The organism is Synechococcus sp. MU1643, from assembly GCF_020514095.1.
Lineage (GTDB): Bacteria > Cyanobacteriota > Cyanobacteriia > PCC-6307 > Cyanobiaceae > Parasynechococcus.
The window spans coordinates 303317-322476 of sequence record NZ_VTKY01000001.1; the positions used below are offsets into that span (position 1 = coordinate 303317).

A 19160-nucleotide genomic window follows, 5' to 3' on the forward strand; every position below is an offset into this window, starting at 1 on the left:
GCGGACTGCTGACCTTCTCCTCAAAAAGAAGAGCCGGCCCCTCAGCCCGCTCTTGCTTGACGCATTGAAGGCACCACTGCCTTCACCTCAAGAGTGGATCAGCTGAGCTCTGCTTGCGGGACGAGTGGAGCGTTTCTCAGAGAACTCTCAGGAGACGAAATTGGCATTACTGCTGAATGAGAATCATCCCCGCCTGATCGATGATTGTGTTGACGCGAGCGCCACGGCAATCGCTTTTGGAGGAAATAGGCAGCAGGTTCCTTCCCCTGCTCCGTTCCGCTGTTATGGAGAAGCGGCCCACAGATAGGAAGAGATGTATCCGCAGGCCCACCTACGGGATACATCGCAGTCCTGATGCGAACTTACCCAAAAAAAAGTTCCCAAAGAGCCCACTCCTCGGGAACGACTCATGCATGCGCCGAGAACTTAATGCTGCGCAATCTCCCTTAACAATGAGCAATTGTGCTCGGTCTGAGAGGGCTGGGTCTCGCTTTGGCTGCTCTTGCGCCTGCGTCGCATTTAATGCGTCGCCACCCGCCAATAAAAAACCCCTGCCATGGGCAGGGGTTGAAGAACGTGGTTGTTCTTGGCTGATCGGTTCAGAGGCCGAGGAATTTGGCCGGAATTCCATCCAGGCTGTTGTTGCCCATCATCTGGAAGATGACGTTGATCAGCATTCCTCCGATGTGGAAGGCTCCCACCAGAGCCAGGCCTCTCCAGAGTTTTTCAGCTGCTGCTGGGGGCTGATTGTTGGTCCAGGTGCCGGATCCGTTGGTCATCGGTTGATCGCAACTTCAATCACGTTGGCGAAAGAATTTGCAGGGGTCCAGCAGTCGTCACTGACATTCACCAGCGCAAGGTTGGAGATCATTGGCGAGCACCAAGGCAAGTAGGTACTGCTGCTCTTGAATTACTCGATCAATCCGTCCTAGGGATCGAATCATCAGCCCAAAGGAGGCTGTCATGTTTCAGGTCCTCAAGGGTCATACCGGTAGCTGCCAGCGCAGAACCTGTCTGAAGTGGGAAATCAACGGTGAGTTGTCAGCTCTTGATCGAAAAAACCTGATGCAGCTGTTGTGTCAAGCCGACAAACAAGCCTGCATCGACGATGTCGGCCTCGATTCCGATGCAGGCCTCGATGGAAATTGATTGACGCTTCTATCTCCACTTCTGATCGCCCTTTCGTCAAGGCGCCATGGCGCTCATGCTTCCCCTCTTGCACCCAAGCCACAACTGTGGAGTCCAACGGAAAGGGCTAAGGCCTAGCTGATTGTTTTTGATGCCATCAGCGCACGGGTGGTGAACAGCTCCGCCAGCCTGTTTTGAGCATCGTGTTTCAGGCTTCTATCGAGTTGTGCCGCAGCATCCGCCGCCGGTTCTGGGGCGCCGGTGGATTGGGCGGAATCCATCTGTATGTGCGCACCGCCACCCATTGGGCATGAACGGTGGCTGCGTCTCGTTTGAACTGCACCACCTTCTGCTGCTCTGGGTTTACCAGCCAGCCTTCCCCTCAGGTCTGTTGCGGTGGTTCATGTGTGGCGCGGTAAGGGGCAAGGGGGCTGGGGCGACGGCAAAAGAAGACAGCTCTGCAAAGCACTGCTGCCGGAGCAACTCCCCGGCTTCACGATGGCGAATTCGCAGCTTGGGCGGTGGCCCGATTCGAGCAGGAAGCCTTTCGGGCCTCAATGCCTCAAGGGCGCTGGCGAGTCCAACAGAACATTGATGGGTGCGTTTGTTGTGCTCGAGAAAAAGAAGCTTGTCTCAGTCAAAACGAGGCTTGAGAGAAGCTTCTGGTGACCTTGGCTTGCGACCACAGTCCAACCAAGGCGAACCACCTTTGCACTGGTAGATGCGTGAGTCCAGGTTCTCGAGCAAGATCTCGAGGATCTTTTTTCTCTAAGAAAAACATAAAGTTTTGTTGTTGATCGATAAGCAAGAATTCGAAGTTTAAATCATTGGTCGAAAAAGTTATTGGTGCTTCATTGTTTCCTTCCGTACATTCCGGGAAATCCAGAAAGCGATGCCCTGCCATCAGGTTGAAGATTTTTCCCAAAAAATCGCCTCAGACTTTGCCTCAGCCTGCAGAAGTGATGAGGAGAGTGAGGATTGTTTTGGTACTGCTTACAACTATGGTCGCGACCATGTGACCCGTTTGACGCACGACATCATTCGACTTCAGCGAGAGAGTGGTTTGTCGCGAAAGAAGATCGTCGCATCGATCAAAGATCTGGCCAGTCATATGAATGCACTCTCCTATGTATTTCTTGTGGCGGCCGATGTTGCAGAGAAAACCTTGGATCATGATTGAACCTGAGGACGCGCCCGCGCATAACAACTCAGGTGAAGCTCCTCCTTGTTATGCCCCGCGGGGCGATTTTCTGATCGGCCTTGCTCAGGAAGCGCTTTTCTTCACCAGGAGACGGAAGCTTGAGAAGGAGATTGCTGTGATCAAAACAGCATTGAAGTGCCATGGCGACAAACCCACAACCCGTCGTGCGAAGCAACTCACAACGCGTCTTGACAAGCTCAAGAATGAACTAAACAGCAACTCGTAGGCATCACTTCCACTACTTGAGCGATGTTTTTAGCCAGGTTCTTCAGACTCTGCTGTAACCGAGCTTGGTTTTAAAGATCTTGAGTGGAAGTCCAAACGACTCCATCAGCTGCCGGCATTCATCGCCGACCGTGCCGTAAACCTCAACGGTGAAGCCATCGCCAAGCTCCGCGTGCTTCTGCAGATACTCCTGGACAGGAGGATTGGCGACATGGGCACTGAACGCCTCGTCGTTGGCGTAGACCTCCGACCACACGAACGCCTGGGGATCGTCTGGGTCCTGATCAAAGGTGTGGTGAATCATGCCTGGCTCTGAAGCCTGAACGGCTTCATCGGTGACGCGGGCGAGCTCCAAGTACTGGTCAACACAACCGGGTTTGACGTGGATTCGCGCCAGCAACATGAAGGGTGTGGACTTGTCGAAGCTGGCCATTGGCTCTCAGGCGGTGCCCAAGTGTTCCATGGATTCAGGTTGAAAAAAACCCGGAGGTGCACTCTCCAGGGGAACCCATGCTTCTGTTCAAGTCAGGTTCAAATGGAAATGATCAGGCAGCTAGAGGCTGTTGTTTCAGTGATAAGCGACCGCCGGCCATCGAGTTGTGAACCAAGTCTTCGGCGTAGCGGCGGCCTGCTTGTTGGGCTTCTCGAACGCTTTTGAAATTGCCGACAAAGTCGTATTCCTTTCCATCAACCGTCGCCGCAACCGCATAAAGCCTGTCAGCAACCTTGCTCACAGACCAGCGTAAAAAGCAGGCTGGGGAGTTCTTCTGACTGTGCATACTGTCCTCCATGAAATAACGGGATGACTTAAGCACTTGCTTGCCTGCTCGTTTTCAAAGCTTTAAATATCGCAAATGGGTAATTATATTTCTTTCATTATTTTCTCATCAAGGCCTCGTTCGACCGAATGGTTCTCAGGGCGTGACTGGCGTTTTCGAGCAGCTCCTTCTGCCGCGATGGCTGACCTTCAACCAAGCTGCGACTTAACGATGTGGAGCCACGGAACCGCGAAGAGAAACTGGTCCTCCCCGAGCGATGCGAGTCCGTCTAATCATGTTCGCTCCTTCATATCGATTTGTGACTGATTCACTGGATTTCTACAGCTTTAAGATACGGAGGGGTTTCTCTATCGATTGCTCTCGATGGGGAAACTCTTCTGCTAGCGCTAAGCTCGCTCTCCCCGTACTGCTCAGCACCACATCTGGCGTGCAGGCAACTGAGGGTCCAATGATCAGGCCATTCAGCAGGCTTGCGGGGAACTTCTGAAGATGTTCTGATCCTCCAAAAATTTCGGTAGATCCAGATGATGGTTGCGATTGATACGGACTCATTCAAGCCTCGATTGCCCCCACCTTGTGAAGAGGTTTCTACAGGCCTTTTGATTGATGGGGAACGGGATCCCGGCTGGATTTACTGGACAAACGGACCCAGCAGTTGCCGCTGACATGGGTCCGCGTCCCGGGCTAGGTGCATGAGGCCAGGACTGGCCGTGCTTAAGCCACAAAAGCCAGTCGATTCAGCGAAATTCGTTATTCACATGGCTCCACTGGTCAGGCGCGTGCTTTGCAGAAATTGGTTGAATAAGGGAACCGGTAGCCAAGTTCCATTTCCTCCAGCTGCTCCTCGGCGAGATAGAGGCTGCGCGTGAAGAAGCACACGTTTTCGCTATCGCACACCAGAAACTTGCCGGCTTCGATTTTTTGGATGGACGAACCGCGCGGGGTCTGAGCGATTAAGTCTGCGTGAGCCATTGAGCTTTCTGGCAAATCACCCATGTCATGGCTTCCATCGTTGTTATCTGGGCGTTACAACGCTCACACTTCGACAATGTCATTTGTTCAAGCCTCTTGGTAACAATAGATACTTGAGTTAAGCGTTAAAAAGAATCTCTCTTTTCAGCCCCAATATGGGTTATCTACTGTTTCGGTTGAAAACCATGCGATGAAATGGCTCCTCTCTAGGCTTGGTTGGCTCAACCAGGACAAAAAGGCCCAGAACCGGAAGGAAGATCTCTCGTTTTTCAAGACCTCGGTTGGCCCCAATTCCATTTCGTGTCAATGGGTTTTGAGGAAGCAAACTCAGCTCCTGCTGAGGCAAAGTAAAGGATCAGCGTTGATGATCAGAATCAGAGACGCATGCGGCGATGGAACTGTTGCGAGCAAGCTGGAGGAGCTCAGCCTCAATGCAACGCAAGCACAGATTGATAATCCATCTGCAAGTGGTCAGATGCTTTGTGAGCTTGGTTATCGAACTGTTGGAGGTGATTTCATCACGCTTGAGTATTCATTCGTTGATCTGGGCCCCAAAAAAGTTGTGCAGCCAGTGTTGGCCAATTGGTTCAACAAGGAATCAGATAACATTCACCAAGAAATGTATGATTTGGCGACCAAAGGAAGAGCCCTTGGCGGATCAGAAGTCATGCCTATGGCCCGGTAGGCAAGATCGTTATGCTGAATGGATTGAGTGTGGGGGAGAGAATGGTGTGAGTGATGAGAACAACATCTACTGACCTGGTCATTAAGACGGTAAGACGAACGCAAAAGGGCGGTCTCCTCCTTTGTATTTCTGTGCGGCAGATTTAGCCAAAGGTCAGGCGAAGGGAGGCTCAGATGCATACACCCTCTTCCTCACCGCTGCAGCCTGCGCGGTAATCATTGGTGTGATGGCCTTTGTCTACGGCACTGTTCGATGGATGCAGAACACACAGTGACGTCGACGTATTTGAGGAGCTCGGCGGCTCTGTTTTAGAAAGCATTCAGGCATTGAGCGCAGCTGAGCCTGGGCTTTCATCTCTAGCCGTGGACGCCTCAGCATCCTTCAAGAAAAGACCTGTGTAAGTGATCCATTCGCAGTGGTCTGCCCCTCGTTTGATGCTCCTTGACACTGCTTCTTGTTCTGTTGAAGCGATAGGAGGGGAACCCCACAGGTGGATTTGGTTGGACGCCAGCGGAACAGCAGTAACGGTTGAGCCATAAGGGTCTGATCGACTACCCCTATGGCAATGAGCCATTAGGCCGATTTCTTTTGTATCGGAAGGGCACAAACTAATTGAGGGGCAAGTTTGGCGGCTTGCCTGCGTCGTGAAAAGGGGAGGCAGGGGAACGACCTTGCCTTTTTATTCACTTGCTCTTCTTCCAGACAGATGGACTTTCAGTGGTTTATGGCAGCTCGCAAGATTGGTAAACGCCTGGCATCACTTGAGCCACCAACTCTCATCGAACTGAGCGACGAGACCCACGAAGTGATCTGTGGTGTCGCTGGCTGTGTGGTCAAAAAAAAGAAGTTCAGACGCATCATTGAGTAACTGCTCCCCAATATTTGGTGTCGAGCTACAAAAAAGCCCACTTCAAGAGCGGGCCAGGTGATGAGGGGGCTGAAAATCTAAAGCTAGTAACCGCTACATGCAGCGTCGCATCAACCTCAAGAACAAACGAGTTTGAAGGGCACCGCACCCTTAAGTGACTGTGGAGGGAGCCATGTCTAGGTGATCTATGGGTACTATTTGACCAGTGCATCGATGTCTGGTGCAGACAGCCGGGTGATGGGGATTGCACGGCTTCGACGAACCGCTCCACATCTAGGGGCGGTTTTTTTTGTCTGCACCTTGGATTTATGGTTTTCTCAGCTGTAAAGCCGCACCCACGGACCTTGCGAGCCTCAAACAATGTCCATCGATTCGCTTCAGGTTAGATCTCATTTTTTTTGAGCTTTTCGAAAGCTGCCATCACGTTTGCAGTGGCTACCGCTAGAGACTCTCCAGTGTTTTGCATTCGTCTCTCTACAAGCTTTTTTATGAGTTTCTGCGTCGAGTCCATTCAGTCGTCGGTGCTCAGAACTCAACGGTGAGCCAGGAACGCTAGGACGTACCCGATCACTAGACCTTTGCCGAAGGTGAGCCAGAGCATTTGGTACTTGCTCAGACCAAACCGCTGCCTGATCCGCTTGATGAAAGTCTGATGCCAGAGAAGGACCGAGTTGGTCGCCTTGGCCTTTTTCGCTTCTTTGGTTTTCTTGCCCATGCGCCAAGCATGGCAGCGATTCTCTGGAACGCCCAATCTGCTCGACGGGTGGGTGACATAACAAAAAAGAGGGCGGCCCCTCAGCCATCCCTCTAGACGCATTCGGAGGCACCACTGCCATTGCCCCATTGGGTCGTCACTGAACCGATGGCCTCGGCGACGGTGCCGTTGGAGCGTCCATCACCTCCATCCAATGGAACCTGCATAACTATTGGGCGCTGACAAGGAAGCTGGCTTCTCTCTGACCAGGGGTGAGTCAGTTCAGCGTGATTGGCGTCTGAACAGCGCTACGTGATATTTGCAAGTGCGGTTTGCTCATGCAGTGGTCTTGTGGAATCAATAGTGGATCTTGTGACATGACTCCTCTTGTGTTGCCCCTCGCTGGCCTGGTGCTGTTTTTGGTTCAAATTATCTACGGGTCTCAAACGCAAAGCCAAGACTGAGGACTCCATGAATCAGGCATCCACCGCGACGTTGCTTGGGCTCAAGGGATACTCCCCCTATTTAGTCTGAACCGCTCTCAACCCATAGCCGGGATGGTGGTGTCTTTGAACGTTCTGCGGCAACGGAATCTAAATCCAAGGGGCGCCAAGTCCACTGCACGCTCACAACACCACTGACACCTCTGCCAGTGAAATGTCCTGGGAGTCAGCCCAGTGTTGTGGGAAGGGTGCTGAAAAGCATCAAGCATCTCTCGTGATTCGATTAGCAGTTGAAAGGAACGACGGCTTGAGCCACAACTGGTTTGTCGCAACAACTCAGATGGGTTTCAGTACTGAGCAACGCAAAGCAGAAACCACGAGCTCCATTCGCATTGCAGCTGGACTCATTCTCGGGTTGAGTTGTTTCGCTGTGGTGTTGACCGGTGGGATCTTTGTTGGGCAGTCCATCGGTGAGGCGTTGAACACGCTCCAGACCATTGCTCCGGTTGAGGTTGACCCTCTTCGCTGATTCGTCTGATCAGATCAGGCTGATGGCCCTCCACTGATCTCTGCATAATCACTTAACTGATGGGCAGTGGGGTGGTTGGAGCTGGTGTAAATCCTGAGGGTCAGCGTTGGGGTTTCTCGCCGCTGCTGCCACTTTGCTCTCAGTTACAGAAACAGATCGGATGTCCGATGTGTCCGGTTAGTCCCCCAAGAAAAGTCCTATGGCTTCCTGACGGGCTGGCACTCCTTGATCGCCAAACTGCTTGCCCCTGCCTCCCTGGCAAAGCAAATCGAAACCAACATCGGATGGTTAGGGCCTGAAAGGCAATGAGCGTTAAGGCTGATTGCCTCGTGCGTGACCGCTGCCGAGAGTGAGTCCATCGAGATCGGAGGAGCCAATGACGGCCGACACTCCACCTGAGCAAGCTGTAGAAGTCGCCTGACTTTTAGGTCCCTTCTCCAACAGTTTCCACCCAACCGTGGGCTACTCGTCTGTGACGACACTGCAGTACGTCAGAACAGTCGACTCTCTCCTCCGCACCGTTCGTAGGTGCCCAGTAGGAGACCAGCCCAACACCTGGACGTCATGGCCCTAGGTACCTGAAAGACCGACGCTTCGCCCGACGTCAGCAATGACATACGGCATGGCCCCTGATCTGCCACTTCAGGGGTGTCGGAAGCGAGCCATAGGAGAGGTCACCCCATTCCTGTCGTAGGTGGGCTGGTCTCTCAACCCTTGATCACATCATGGGTTTTAAAGATGCACAAGCGAGCGAGCTAGGCCGTCTCTTCCACCTGGGAGGGGCGGCCTCCATTTTTATATCGATCCAGAATTGGACTTTGCTAAGCCGCCAAGACACCCCCTATCGGTAACAAAAGCGCCAATCGTTAGTGACTAGCTAGAAACTCATCAACCGTTAGTTATCCATGAATACTTCTCAGGTGCTGATCGCATTTCTCGCGTTCGGTGCTTCTGCAAGTTCAATCGTCGCTTGGCGTTTTGCTGCCTCACAACTATGGAAGGACGAGTCATGATTCCCGTCTCAACCTCAGTGCTGATGGTGCTTCTCAAACCGTTGCTAATTTTTTCCGCCGTGCAGCATGTGTTTGGTTTTGGACCACGTAAAGGTAATGATAGTGAATCTTCGAATCCTAAACTTTAACGTTTCAAGAGTTCATTTCCCTCGCATTATCTTGTCTTGACTTCCCTGGTGCTTGATTGATTTCTTGTTTAGCGCTTTCGATTTTTGCAAGGTGTTCGGTTGCGGTTCGGTTATCTCACTCACGCAGTGCTTCTAAGGCTGGCGAGAGTAACTGAGTTATTTTAATCAATCCCATGACCACCGAAATTCGTAATTGGGCTGTCGTTGCTGCTTTGATGGAAGCTCAAGGTGCAACTAATAGTCAGATGTATATCCGTGCGAAAGCACTTGCAGAAGGTAAGTCCGACCCTATGCCAACTAGCTTCCCTGCGGCTCCTTTCAGCATTTCGACTGTTTGAGATTAAAGCAATTATTGGCCTGACTAATCGCCAGGCCCTTTCCCTCTACATCCCTCATGACAAATCACCATCTTTCAGTTGAGCAAAGGTTTCATCTCGAAGCTGCATTTCGAGAGATCGATGCCTGCCAAGACTTAGATAAGCTTCGCGAGGTTACTAAACAGATCATCACCGCACAGGAGAATGAGAAGGCGTTTGCTCGCGAGGCGATGTCGCAGCTCCGGAAAGAAATGGAGTTCGCTGCCTCAAAAAAATTCGGTTTTAACTGGGGGCAAAGCTGAATTACTTTTAGATTGGTTGGACCGTATAAGCCTTGAGAGAGGTCTTCAGTGGTGGACTCTTTAGTGGTCCTTCTAGACTAACTCAACGCAGGCCATCCGAAGGCGCGTTGATCATCTAGACAGTCATTGTCCAAACATTGGACACTTAGAGATATAAGTAGACAGATCAATGCAACTCATAATTGTGAGTGCCGCTGCGAAGCTTCTTGGATCCAAGTCGTTCGGAGCTCTACAAGCTGATCAGTGACGGCTGGTGGGATGCATATGCGCATGCCCAGATTCCGAGTGGGCAGCGATTGCTTGACTTTGAAGGACTGAAGAAGACGCTGCAGGGCTTCTGTCAGTGGCATGTCGATGGTTTTCGTCTTCGAAAGACTCTTTGATGTTGGGTGCTTTATTCTTCGCTCTATCGGAGCAAGTCTTCTAGGTCAAAATCTTGTGGCGGAAGCCTGTAGGACCGTGAATATGTCCTCTTCGCGATCCTTCTGAGTAGAAGGAGAGCCACTGCCAGCATGAGTAGCAGAAGAATTTCTAAAGCAACAGTGTGGCGCTAGCCGATGTCATCCCAGATCAGGCAGATGGCGCTGTCATCATCACTCATGCAACAAGGGGCCTGCCATGACGAACGATCGAGGTCACTTGGTTGGTGGTCGAGTCAACCACCATGTAAGTGCACATCAGCGCTTTCGACTTTGTGCGGGCACACAAGTAGGCCCTGAATTCAGTTTGGAAGTAGAGCTCCTTGACCCAACGGTCGGGAGCTTCTTGCTTAACGACGTTGTACACAGCTATTGCCTGGTTCCTTGCTCTAGCAATGCTTTTGATGCACCCGCCCAAACCACGGAATTTCCGCTGTTTGGGCACCAGCACTTATCCAACGAGTCGGTCATCTTCAGCCAGGATCGCTTTCCCTTTTGAAATCCTCAGCACCTCACCTGAGTTGCCTGAGCTTTCGTAGACGACTCGATAAAGCCCGAAAGTATTTAGCGATTTGGTCCGGGCGTTGGTGAAAGCTTTGAACTCAGTCTCGAAGCACTGTTCCTGAAACCAAATGTCGGGCCCATCGCTTCGTTCAACGCAGAACATCATCTGTATCCATTGAGGCTCTCAGCTTGCTGAGGGTGGAGCTGCTCGCTTGCTATCTCCAAATGAGCTTCGGGATCATGTCTTCAGTTGGCGACCAGTGAGCAAGGGACCCAGTCAGAATCAGGAGCCCAGCTCGTCAATGGCACATGATGTGCTTTGGCCGAGCATTCGTGGTGTTCACTCTTACGAAATCACTGTTCAGCTGGAAGACCGCAGGAATCCTGACGGGAGTGAAGCTGGTGACACTTGCTGTCGTACTTGGCCTAGCACGTGCAGGACTTCTTCCTCAGTGGTTTCCGCATTGGGGTTAGCCCGCTTCAGGATCTCAGCCCATCTCCGTTTGCCACGGGTAAGCCCAGAGCACCTGTTCTTCAGGTTCTGGCCTTGCTGTTTTTGCAGGGTCGCTCCCCTCTCTTCAACTTGAGCCACATCGCTTTTTCAAGTGCCGTCAGCTTTGGAGACGTCTCATGCAACGCAGCTTCGGCTCGTCTCCTCGCGGCAATGATGAAGCGGTCTGTCTTGTCGACACCGTCTAATCCCATGTCCCTAAAAAGGACGACGGTTGCAAGGTAGACCTATGCAACGGGCTTGCATCGAATGCCAGTGAGCCCTCACTTCAAACGAAGGCAAGAGCTAATGGGGACTCCAGTCACCCCATAAAATCTTGGCCGTCGCGAACGATTGCTTTCACATCGTTAGTGGTCTGGGCGACAACTCTGTAACTGCACGCCTTGACCTTCGACATGACACGTGCTCGGAGATAGGTCCTTACCTCAGTTTTAAAGCACAAGTCTTTGATCCAATGGTCAGGAGCGTCCTCTTGATGGATGCAGTACAAGGGTTGTCCTTACTCACAACTATTGGTGTTAACACAGTCCGGTAGTCATGTTCGAGAAATGATTAAGCAGTTTTCTCGTCTGCTAGAGCGGTAATGAGCAGCGCACGGCACTGGGCGGGTCGCAAGTTGAACTCATCGTTCAGCAGGTGCTGAATCGCGTCATCTTTCCTTCGTTCTCTCGCCAGCTCACGGGCATGTCGGATTTGGTCTGGGGGAAAGGTCATTCCCTCCTCGAAGCAAGTGAGCGGTAGTGAGTGACAAGCCCTTTAGAGCGTAGGACTTTCATCAAGGAATCTTGGTGACAGTCAGGCCAGGCCTCTGATGAAGAAGTTGCTGGACTTCCCGCATTCCTCTGACCACATGGCAGATGCCTTGATGATCGCAAACTCTGAAGTAATCAAAGCCTGCTGGCGCTTTGGTCAGCTTGGTCGGACTCATCTCATTCAGCCGGCTTTGGCCTGTGTTTCCTCTTCTGCCGCGGCACGAAGGAAATGCTTGTTTTGAGGTGACTCAAGCCCAGCCATCTGAGAGTCCGGCCTGTCCAAAGGTTTGTCCTCGACTTTGCGGTCTGGCTTGTCCAAGCCCATTAACAGTGGATGTATTCCTCTTCTTCTCTTTGTTGAGACCTCCTATGCAGATCTCGCGTCGTGGCCTTTCGGCCCTTCCGCGTGAGATGAATCTCTCATCTATATGAGAAGCCTGATACCCCCATGCGAAGGTATTGGCAGATGTCAAACAGGAGTTGCTTGAACAGGACGGTGCTGTTGTTAGAAGCTCTGCTGGTCCTCTTTTGCGTGTTCACTTGGATAAACCAGTATAAATACTGTAGTAATTGCACGACTTTTTGTATTCGAGCTTAAGGAATATGCTGCCAATAAAGAGCAGGAGAGCAGATGGCCTTCCTCAATGTTTGTTTCTTATTGCTTTCCAGTTTTGCGTTGCTTGATTATCTCGGTAAGCTCTTCTACGAGCGACTATCTGAATGGAAGGAAGCGCGTCAGCTTGTTGGTGGTCATCCAGAGATGCGCGGAGTTGATCTTGAACGAGATGACCTCATTTATTTCAAGGCAGATGAAGCCATCCGCGAGGTCGTTCTCGGGAATGATGAACCGGGTACCAACGATCCGTTCCTCGGTGAACTCTTCCTTCTTGATGAAGAGGGTTTTTAATGAGCCGCAAAAAGATGCCAGGGGAATGTACGACTTGGCCACCAAAGGGCGAGACCATGGTGGATCTGCAGTCATGCCCTTCGGCTGGTCATTCTGATTGCAGCAGCTTGGGTGTTGAACTAGACCATCGGGGTGAGGAGGAGGCCGAGATGGATGTGATCAGACTGTTTTCTTGAGCGTCACAATATTGCGGCACGTCAATTGTGCAGTCTCAATGTGTCATTGCCGCTCCCTGTCCGCTTCCACCCAAGCCATGGTGGAACAGGAAGGCGCAGACGAAGGCTCCTTCTTTCCAATGGTTGTTTCGTTCACCATTGGGCGCTGATCACTGCACTGACTCCCTGCTGGCGATGCAGGGAATCAGATCAGCGTTGTCTACGGTTCCATTTTTCAAAACCTTCCGTTTGCTGGGGATCCCACGGATCCGCAAGGCTCTTTTTTGTGACCGGAAAGGTACGTCAATCAATATCCACATCTCCACTACGACGGCGACTGGCGACCGAAACCGGCATCGAATTCAGCCTGTTCCCTGAGCCTTCAGGTTTTGTTCCTGGCCCCTTGAGCTACTTGGGGGCCGTACTGGTGCACTAGCGTGATGGGTGTGGCGGTTGATCGTGTAAGCGGCGTTTCAACGCCCAAGTCGGATCCAGTTTCCTGCGCGTCAAGTCGGGAATGACCGTGATCGTCACTGATACGGATGGGGCCTGGCGCATGGCGGACGTGATCCGGGGCGATGGTGGTTCCAGGAACTCCAGGATTCCGACGATGTTTCATGTGGCTGTTGTCGATACCGGCGTTATCAATTGGGTTGACGCCGATTATGTGACCCACATCGTTCCAAGGGTCTGAAGCCCTCGTTGGCACGGCGCGAGGCAGATCAGGTCTCGGAATGCAGACAGCAGCTCTGCCAGAGAAAAACCATCTGAGAATCAACCCGAGCTTCAAATGAAAGTGGCGCGCTTTTTGCTTAGGGACGGGAACAAGGTTGGTGCTGAAGTCTCACCAGAAGGGCTTCAGGTCTTCACCTACGAAGACCAGAAGGGACAAGTGATCCATGCGTTGGCCACGGTTAAAGCCGAAAGGGAATTCCTCAGGCAGGTTCCCTCGAAGCTGCTGCCCTTGTATATCCGTTTGGATCAGGCCCTTGCCAAGGCCGTTGGTCGGAGCTGAGAGGTTCTGCAGATCTTTCTCAGGCGAAACTACCGGTCAGATGACCGCTCGAAGTTGGTTTCGCCGCCCCTGAGTGGTTCGGGCCGTCCCGGGGCACTTCAGTCGTAGCCCTGTCGAAACGGGCTTAGACGTGCCATCTGCTACAAGCTGGTCGTATCGCCATACGCATCAATACTTAGTCGTCTGTTGGGTCTTGGGCGCGGCATGAGAGGCGGAGGTCCCGGCATCGAACACCAGGACTTTTTCTTGGTTAGCGCCCACGGTTCGTTGTAAAAGCTTTGAACATGGACTGGGGCGTGGGGATACCGCCCCACCGTCTTCAGATGAGCGACCAGACAGAGGGGCAACCAACAGGCTGTCCACAGAAGACTTCCCGATTTTCCATTCTCTGGACACGATTCACTTGTGAGGAAAACGCCTCATGGGATGGAAACAAGGTCGCATCCCTGAGATCGTTTCGAGACCTCTGCCTTAGGCGGAGGTCTTTTTTTGATTGCCCAATTGCGTAGCGAGCAGAATGCTTTTTATCGAGCCTCAGGTATCAGCAACTACTGCGCCCTGTGTCAGCCCTGCCATTATCAATTAACTGCATAAAGTAGGTGACGCTTGAAGAGCAATACATCACTCTGATGGATGCAGCTGGAAGGGTTTCGGACGAATGGTATCGGGAAAAATTTATTCAGGAAGCAGATAATGTTTTGATGCACATCAATGCTCAAGTTTTGAAGAACAGGCAAGAGTTCAACGCTATGTCTGCATAATTCGGCGGTTTGTCAAGGAGTGACATTCACCCCGTCGCAAGAAGGGTTTTTAATTGCTTGTGCAGATGAACCTGTCTATCGACTCACCAGTGCTTGGAAGACCAGAGCAGCTAAAAGCGACCAAAGCACGGTGCTTGCGAAGCGGTGCTCCAAGGCAAACCTACGGGACGTGCTCCTCATCAGTAGGTCCCGCGGAAAACTGTTGCGATGACTGAAGCAAGCGAGCACGTAAACAACGCAAGCAGTGCGAACTCCATGAAGGTTGTGTTGTGGCCTGCTTCAGTAATGACTCGGGTTGAAGCAGCGCTGTCGTAGCGGTCGGTACCAGAGAGCGCCGATAAGCGCTTTTACCCGTAGCGGCGAAGGAACCCTGTCTTTTTCTTGGGTTGCTGAACCCAGCCCTCGTTTTGTCGTGATGGCGACGACCAGTCGCTGAACCCCACGTCATTGTTTGAATGCTTCTTCGGTGAAGGGGCGATGCGTCAAATGCGGGGGTGCTTAGGTAACGCCCCCATTTTTTTGGCAGTTCGAAAACGATGCCCACGGCAGTGCTGACTGATTGAAGAGGGTGGTATCGCTGGGACACCAGCACCTGTAATGCATTCGCTCCCTTGTTGATGGGCGGAATTCCCTGCCGCTTTTTTTGCCTGTGGGCGACCAAACTGTGGCCGGTGTTCGCGACTTGTTCAGACGGTTCTCCCACTTCCTTTCACGACTCATCTGGAAGAAAGTGGACTTGTCGTCAAACGAGGGACATGGGCCTTTGGAGGTGAGATCTCCAGAGGCCTTTTTGTGTTCTCCCTGCTCTGGGTGGTGAATCTCCCGCAGAGGGCTACAGCGCAGTCAATCAGGTAGTGGTTCAGCCGGATGTGTTCAATTTGCCGCACCAAATGATGGCTATGTAGCGATGTCCTGATCGATATAGTCCAGAAAATTAATTACTTTTCTTTCCTTCTTCTCTTGCAAAGCTTCTTTGGCAAGAGTCACTAGCTGATTCTCTCTTGCTTTGATGGAGGTTCTCCACCTTTTAGGTTTGGGATTGGTCACACGGAATGGCACTGAGAGAGGAGAAGACCTGCGAAGCACGAGTCTTTTCAAGCCGCATGACTCTACTGGTTACAAGTAAAAACCTCTCAGATGCATGATAGTTGTTGATGCAGGTTCACGTGGATACCGTTTATGCGTATCAATCTGAACTCGTAGTTCGGCTGTGTTGTTCGCGAAATAGTTTCAAAAGTGAAAATATTTGCCGACACCCTTAGCACCGAACCGCTTGAAAATAGGGCTAACAGCAAAGACCAGGGCGCGAGGGCGGATCAAGCTGAGGAGTGATTCGATGTGCAGTTGAAACGAGGTACGGCTAGTGCCACAACTGGTTTGTCGCAGCAACTCAAATGGAATCCTGCACTGAGAAGCGAGAACCAGAAAATTCGAGCTCCGCTCGCATTTCGGCTTGAGTAATCCTCGAGCTGGGTTGCTTCGTGCGGTGCTGACCGATGGGTCTTGGTTGGGCAGACCATCGGTGAGGCGTTGATCACGCTCCAGATGATCGCTTCAGAGGAGTTGCCCCTCTTGGCTGAATAGTTTGAGCAGATCAAGCTTCAACGTCAGCCTTGTCATCCGCATTGTGATGGGCCTCAACTGAGGTCGCTTCAGCCGATTTGCTTCGAGGGCAGTCACCGGCGTTAGCGGCGCCAATAAAAACAACTACAGCCATGATCGCGACGATCAATGAGCCACCTACTAATGCGAAATTCTGAACCTTCATGTGAGGTGTGTGCCGCAAGTTGGAAGAACCTAGTGCTGGATTCAGGCCTTGGAGGCGATGTGGGTGGCAAGGTCAGTATTTACCGACGTGATGACGTCTATTGGTCCTTGTTTTCTTTGTATCTCGGCAGGTCAGTCGGCTGAGCCAGCACGTAGACGACGGCAGCTGAAATGACCACGGTGACCACAATGAGAGCGGTGATAGCTGCTGAGTAGTCGGTCACCGAGGTCTCTCCAAAATGAAAGGTTAGGGCTGACGCTTCGCTCTCTGCGTTGATTGTACGGGAGCCAGTGAGTAAGAGGCTTTGAGCCACATTGGCAAGCGTCGTTCAGCTGGCTGGAAGGGCCTGGCTGTGAATCGTTGTCATTGTGTTGTTCAGATCGCCCACATCACGAAGACCTTCGGCACTGAACCAGGGTGCGTTCTCCCAGCTGAAGCCTTCGCCAAAGGTGTTGTCTGGTGCAGTGACGTACCAGTGACAATCCACATCCGGCGTATCAACTGAGCACTGCGACCAGTCCGGCTGCCACTGGGGCACCTGAACCCACATCACTGCTGCAAACACCAGGGAGAACAAAGCTTTCAGCATCTACCTGGAACCGCTTATCGAAACTTAACACGATTTGGTCTCAGGATTGGAATCGTCTCTGGTGTTGACGATCACACCCTGAGGGCTCAAGCAAGAACGGGCATCGGTAGTAAGTGACTCGATTCCGATCCGCTGAGTGGGGATACAACCGGGATGCCGTGCTGTGAGTTCGAGGGCACACCGGTGGCGGAATCGCATCCCCTCATCGCTCGACGCGATGTGATTCCGTCTTGTGCATCCAGGCGTGATCGACGTTTAGACACAAACACAATCTTGGTGCGTGACGGCTTCAAGCTCCGCGCCACCAACTGAAGACGTCATCCCGAAGCTGGCTTGTAGATCGAGGGCAAGCCGCCGCAGCCTCATCAGGCTGCTTGTCCTCTTTTCTCCGACGATGTACTGCGTTGAGCGAAGCAATGGTGCTGACCAATGGGTTCAAAAGCAGTGCTTCAAGACTGGGTTCAAGGCGTTCGTTAATGCACGATCCAAATCGCTTGCTTTTACGAACGTGTATCGCGTCATCTATCAAAGTCCTGGGCTCTCAGGCGAAGTGGTGAGAGTTTCGAACTGAAAGGCACTTATGAATTCCGATGACCGGCTGGTTGGTTGAGTCGTTCAGCTGAGGGTGGACAGGCGTGGGCAGGTCCAAGGTCAGCCTGACCCTGTTCGATCCATCTGCTCAGATCAGGAATCCTGCGTTGGTTCCTCCTGGGGAATGGAACTGGAGTTGAGACTCGATTGGTCGGCCCCTTGGCTGATCTCTTCTGCCGTAGCCAATCGCTCCACCAAGCTGAGGGTGTCGTTGGGAGACAACTCGCCGTCATCGCCCCACTTGAGACTGGAAAGGTCAAGTGGGCACATAGGGGAGCTAAATACTGCTTCGACGCTATGAGCATCGAGATGCCTGCTGAGGCAATGCCCCCCGAAGATTCACGGAAGAAATCCTGAATTGAGTAACCACCCGATACTCATTGGTTGGTCACGCTTTCATCCACGCACGGTTCTGTTTTATGGCGGCAGGCAAACGGGAACGGTGGCTTCCTTTTTTTTGCTTCTCCTCTGCCACGTTCCTTACACCACGAGCTGCTCCAAAAAAGAAAACCCTGGAGTGACGGCTCCAGGGTTTTTCTTATCCACCCGAAAGAGTGGGTTTCAAAGCTCTCTCGGCTTCGAGGAGGAAGACCCCAAGAGCATGGAGAACCTCAGGGCACTGGCTCGACGACCGCAGACATATTGCAACATCTGCCGCCGGTGTGATCAATCAACTCCCATGCATGCGCTTCTCGATGCCCTCATTTGGGGTGGGTGTCGCAACGGTCATCGCAGCCAGGGCGCTTGCGTTACCTCCAGGGTGTATACACCCGTGCGTGTGAAGCGAAGCGGGATGGAGTTGATGCGGATGTAGGTCTCGCCCTGATCAGCAGCCAGAAAGCTGAACTCATGCTCAGCGCTGTTCACCATCACGTTGCCGCCGCGCTGCATGAAGTCACAGCGGAAGGTCTCAACGGTGGTGTTGGAGCCGTTGTAGCTGAGCAGTCGGCATGTTGAGGCAACGATCTCCGCTCCTGCTGGAATTGCTGTGGAGATAGCGAGGCTGGCCGCAGCGAGGCTGGTTCGAATGCAATTCATCTGAGCACTCCGCCGTGCGTTGCGTTCGATTCATGAACGCACTCTGCTGCCTCAATCCTTCCCAGGCCGGCCTTGCTGGCCGACTCGCAAGATTCTCTTAAGCATTGCGCACCGCGTCTGAAACCGATCTGCGCGATAGTTATCTCACGCGTAAGGGCCGAGAGACCACGACGCGAGATCCTAATAAGAGGAAACTCCAATGAGCAGGAGAGGTATTCATCCACTTTTGATGGGGCTGGACAAACCAGAACCCAAATCCGATGGGTCGTCGAAGCCAAACGACCTTTCTGGAAATGAATCCGCTCAACGCAAGCGCTTCATCCGGTCCGAGGAAGAAGAGACAGGCAACCAGCAGGCTGCCTGAGCATCCGTCAGACAACTGACCAGATCGCCGGTTGGTTCATCCAGCTGTGCGTTCCATCGGCCGTTTTCCCTTTCGGAAGAACGGTTTTTTTGTGTAAAGGCATGGGTTAAGTACCTATTGATTTTGAAGGGGAGAGGAGTAGAGATAAGTCAGCGACAAGGAGAGAGATGGTCACGATCTGTTCAGGTTTTTTCGATCTATGCATTCCCCTCAATGCATTTGACAAGACGCATCCAGAGCAGGCTGATAGACCCAGGCAAGCGATGAAATCTCAGCACGATCTGTACTGGGAGGAACGTTGCGACAAGTCCCCCACTGCGCCTGGTTGCAAGATCTACGACGACTGAGCACGGCACGTCTCAGCTGACGTCATCAAGGCAACGCAATCGATTCCCTTTGGTTTAAACAACAAACCCTGGCTGACCTGCCCATGTTTGTTGTTGACATCCACTGATCTCCCCGTGTTTTAACAGCGGGGAGAAAGGAATCTGCTGCGGTGATA

Annotated in this window: 21 protein-coding genes; 11 read left to right on the plus strand and 10 right to left on the minus strand. The window is 52.3% G+C overall.

Annotation, left to right across the window (positions count from 1 at the left end; translation table 11 throughout):
• Positions 1–599: 599 nt before the first annotated feature.
• A complete protein-coding gene (locus FZX09_RS01800; protein ID WP_226399437.1) occupies positions 600–779 on the minus strand; it encodes a hypothetical protein in 180 nt (59 codons plus the stop codon).
• Positions 780–963: 184 nt separating this feature from the next.
• Between FZX09_RS01800 and FZX09_RS01805 the strand changes: the two genes are divergently transcribed.
• Positions 964–1149: a hypothetical protein gene (locus tag FZX09_RS01805; protein ID WP_226399439.1), complete on the plus strand. Its 186-nt coding sequence runs from the start codon at positions 964–966 to the stop codon at positions 1147–1149.
• Between the two features lie 187 nt (positions 1150–1336).
• On the opposite strand, the gene FZX09_RS01810 is transcribed toward FZX09_RS01805, so the two are convergent.
• Entirely contained in the window at positions 1337–1474 is a 138-nt protein-coding gene (locus FZX09_RS01810) for a hypothetical protein (protein WP_370624152.1), read from the minus strand.
• A 291-nt stretch (positions 1475–1765) separates the two neighbouring features.
• A complete protein-coding gene (locus tag FZX09_RS01815; RefSeq protein WP_226399441.1) occupies positions 1766–2032 on the minus strand; it encodes a hypothetical protein in 267 nt (88 codons plus the stop codon).
• On the opposite strand from FZX09_RS01815, the gene FZX09_RS01820 reads away from it, so the two are divergent.
• The gene (locus tag FZX09_RS01820) at positions 2021–2308 is read left to right on the plus strand and encodes a hypothetical protein (protein WP_226399443.1); all 288 of its coding nucleotides are present in this window, start codon (positions 2021–2023) and stop codon (positions 2306–2308) included. The genes FZX09_RS01815 and FZX09_RS01820 overlap by 12 nt on opposite strands.
• A gap of 289 nt (positions 2309–2597) precedes the next feature.
• Here FZX09_RS01820 and FZX09_RS01825 read toward each other — a convergent pair whose 3' ends face one another.
• From FZX09_RS01825 to FZX09_RS01835, 3 genes are all read right to left on the minus strand, one after another.
• Positions 2598–2987 (minus strand): putative quinol monooxygenase, encoded by a 390-nt coding sequence (locus FZX09_RS01825; protein WP_226399445.1) that lies wholly within the window; start codon positions 2985–2987, stop codon positions 2598–2600.
• A gap of 112 nt (positions 2988–3099) precedes the next feature.
• A complete protein-coding gene (locus tag FZX09_RS01830; RefSeq protein WP_115132832.1) occupies positions 3100–3288 on the minus strand; it encodes a hypothetical protein in 189 nt (62 codons plus the stop codon).
• 816 nt (positions 3289–4104) lie between these two features.
• Complete coding sequence (locus FZX09_RS01835) at positions 4105–4329, minus strand: hypothetical protein (protein ID WP_226399447.1); 225 nt, start codon at positions 4327–4329, stop codon at positions 4105–4107.
• 166 nt (positions 4330–4495) lie between these two features.
• Here FZX09_RS01835 and FZX09_RS01840 point away from each other — a divergent pair, with 166 nt between their 5' ends.
• Positions 4496–4990, plus strand: a complete 495-nt coding sequence (locus tag FZX09_RS01840; protein ID WP_226399449.1) for a hypothetical protein — start codon at positions 4496–4498, stop codon at positions 4988–4990.
• Positions 4991–6390: 1400 nt separating this feature from the next.
• Here the strand turns inward: FZX09_RS01840 and FZX09_RS01845 are convergent.
• The gene (locus FZX09_RS01845; RefSeq protein WP_226399461.1) at positions 6391–6573 is read right to left on the minus strand and encodes a hypothetical protein; all 183 of its coding nucleotides are present in this window, start codon (positions 6571–6573) and stop codon (positions 6391–6393) included.
• Positions 6574–7335: 762 nt separating this feature from the next.
• Between FZX09_RS01845 and FZX09_RS01850 the strand changes: the two genes are divergently transcribed.
• From FZX09_RS01850 to FZX09_RS01885, 8 genes are all read left to right on the plus strand, one after another.
• On the plus strand, positions 7336–7524 hold the full coding sequence (locus FZX09_RS01850) for a hypothetical protein (protein ID WP_226399463.1): 189 nt from the start codon (positions 7336–7338) through the stop codon (positions 7522–7524).
• Positions 7525–8838: 1314 nt separating this feature from the next.
• Positions 8839–9003 (plus strand): hypothetical protein, encoded by a 165-nt coding sequence (locus tag FZX09_RS01855; protein ID WP_226399465.1) that lies wholly within the window; start codon positions 8839–8841, stop codon positions 9001–9003.
• A 56-nt stretch (positions 9004–9059) separates the two neighbouring features.
• Positions 9060–9284, plus strand: coding sequence for a hypothetical protein (locus FZX09_RS01860; protein ID WP_226399467.1), 225 nt, complete (start codon positions 9060–9062; stop codon positions 9282–9284).
• A gap of 2245 nt (positions 9285–11529) precedes the next feature.
• Positions 11530–11712, plus strand: a complete 183-nt coding sequence (locus FZX09_RS01865; RefSeq protein ID WP_226399469.1) for a hypothetical protein — start codon at positions 11530–11532, stop codon at positions 11710–11712.
• Positions 11713–12101: 389 nt separating this feature from the next.
• Positions 12102–12377 carry a hypothetical protein gene (locus FZX09_RS01870; protein WP_226399471.1) on the plus strand — a complete coding sequence of 92 codons (276 nt, stop codon included), beginning with the start codon at positions 12102–12104 and terminating at the stop codon, positions 12375–12377.
• A 672-nt stretch (positions 12378–13049) separates the two neighbouring features.
• A complete protein-coding gene (locus FZX09_RS01875) occupies positions 13050–13226 on the plus strand; it encodes a DUF3104 domain-containing protein (protein WP_370624154.1) in 177 nt (58 codons plus the stop codon).
• Between the two features lie 96 nt (positions 13227–13322).
• The gene (locus FZX09_RS01880; protein WP_226399473.1) at positions 13323–13547 is read left to right on the plus strand and encodes a hypothetical protein; all 225 of its coding nucleotides are present in this window, start codon (positions 13323–13325) and stop codon (positions 13545–13547) included.
• A gap of 599 nt (positions 13548–14146) precedes the next feature.
• Entirely contained in the window at positions 14147–14308 is a 162-nt protein-coding gene (locus FZX09_RS01885; protein ID WP_226399475.1) for a hypothetical protein, read from the plus strand.
• Between the two features lie 2096 nt (positions 14309–16404).
• Here FZX09_RS01885 and FZX09_RS01890 read toward each other — a convergent pair.
• The 3 genes from FZX09_RS01890 to FZX09_RS01900 form a co-directional block, all read right to left on the minus strand.
• Positions 16405–16665 (minus strand): hypothetical protein, encoded by a 261-nt coding sequence (locus FZX09_RS01890; protein ID WP_226399479.1) that lies wholly within the window; start codon positions 16663–16665, stop codon positions 16405–16407.
• A gap of 684 nt (positions 16666–17349) precedes the next feature.
• The gene (locus FZX09_RS01895; protein WP_226399481.1) at positions 17350–17526 is read right to left on the minus strand and encodes a hypothetical protein; all 177 of its coding nucleotides are present in this window, start codon (positions 17524–17526) and stop codon (positions 17350–17352) included.
• 456 nt (positions 17527–17982) lie between these two features.
• Positions 17983–18294 carry a hypothetical protein gene (locus FZX09_RS01900; RefSeq protein WP_226399483.1) on the minus strand — a complete coding sequence of 104 codons (312 nt, stop codon included), beginning with the start codon at positions 18292–18294 and terminating at the stop codon, positions 17983–17985.
• Between the last annotated feature and the right edge of the window lie 866 nt (positions 18295–19160).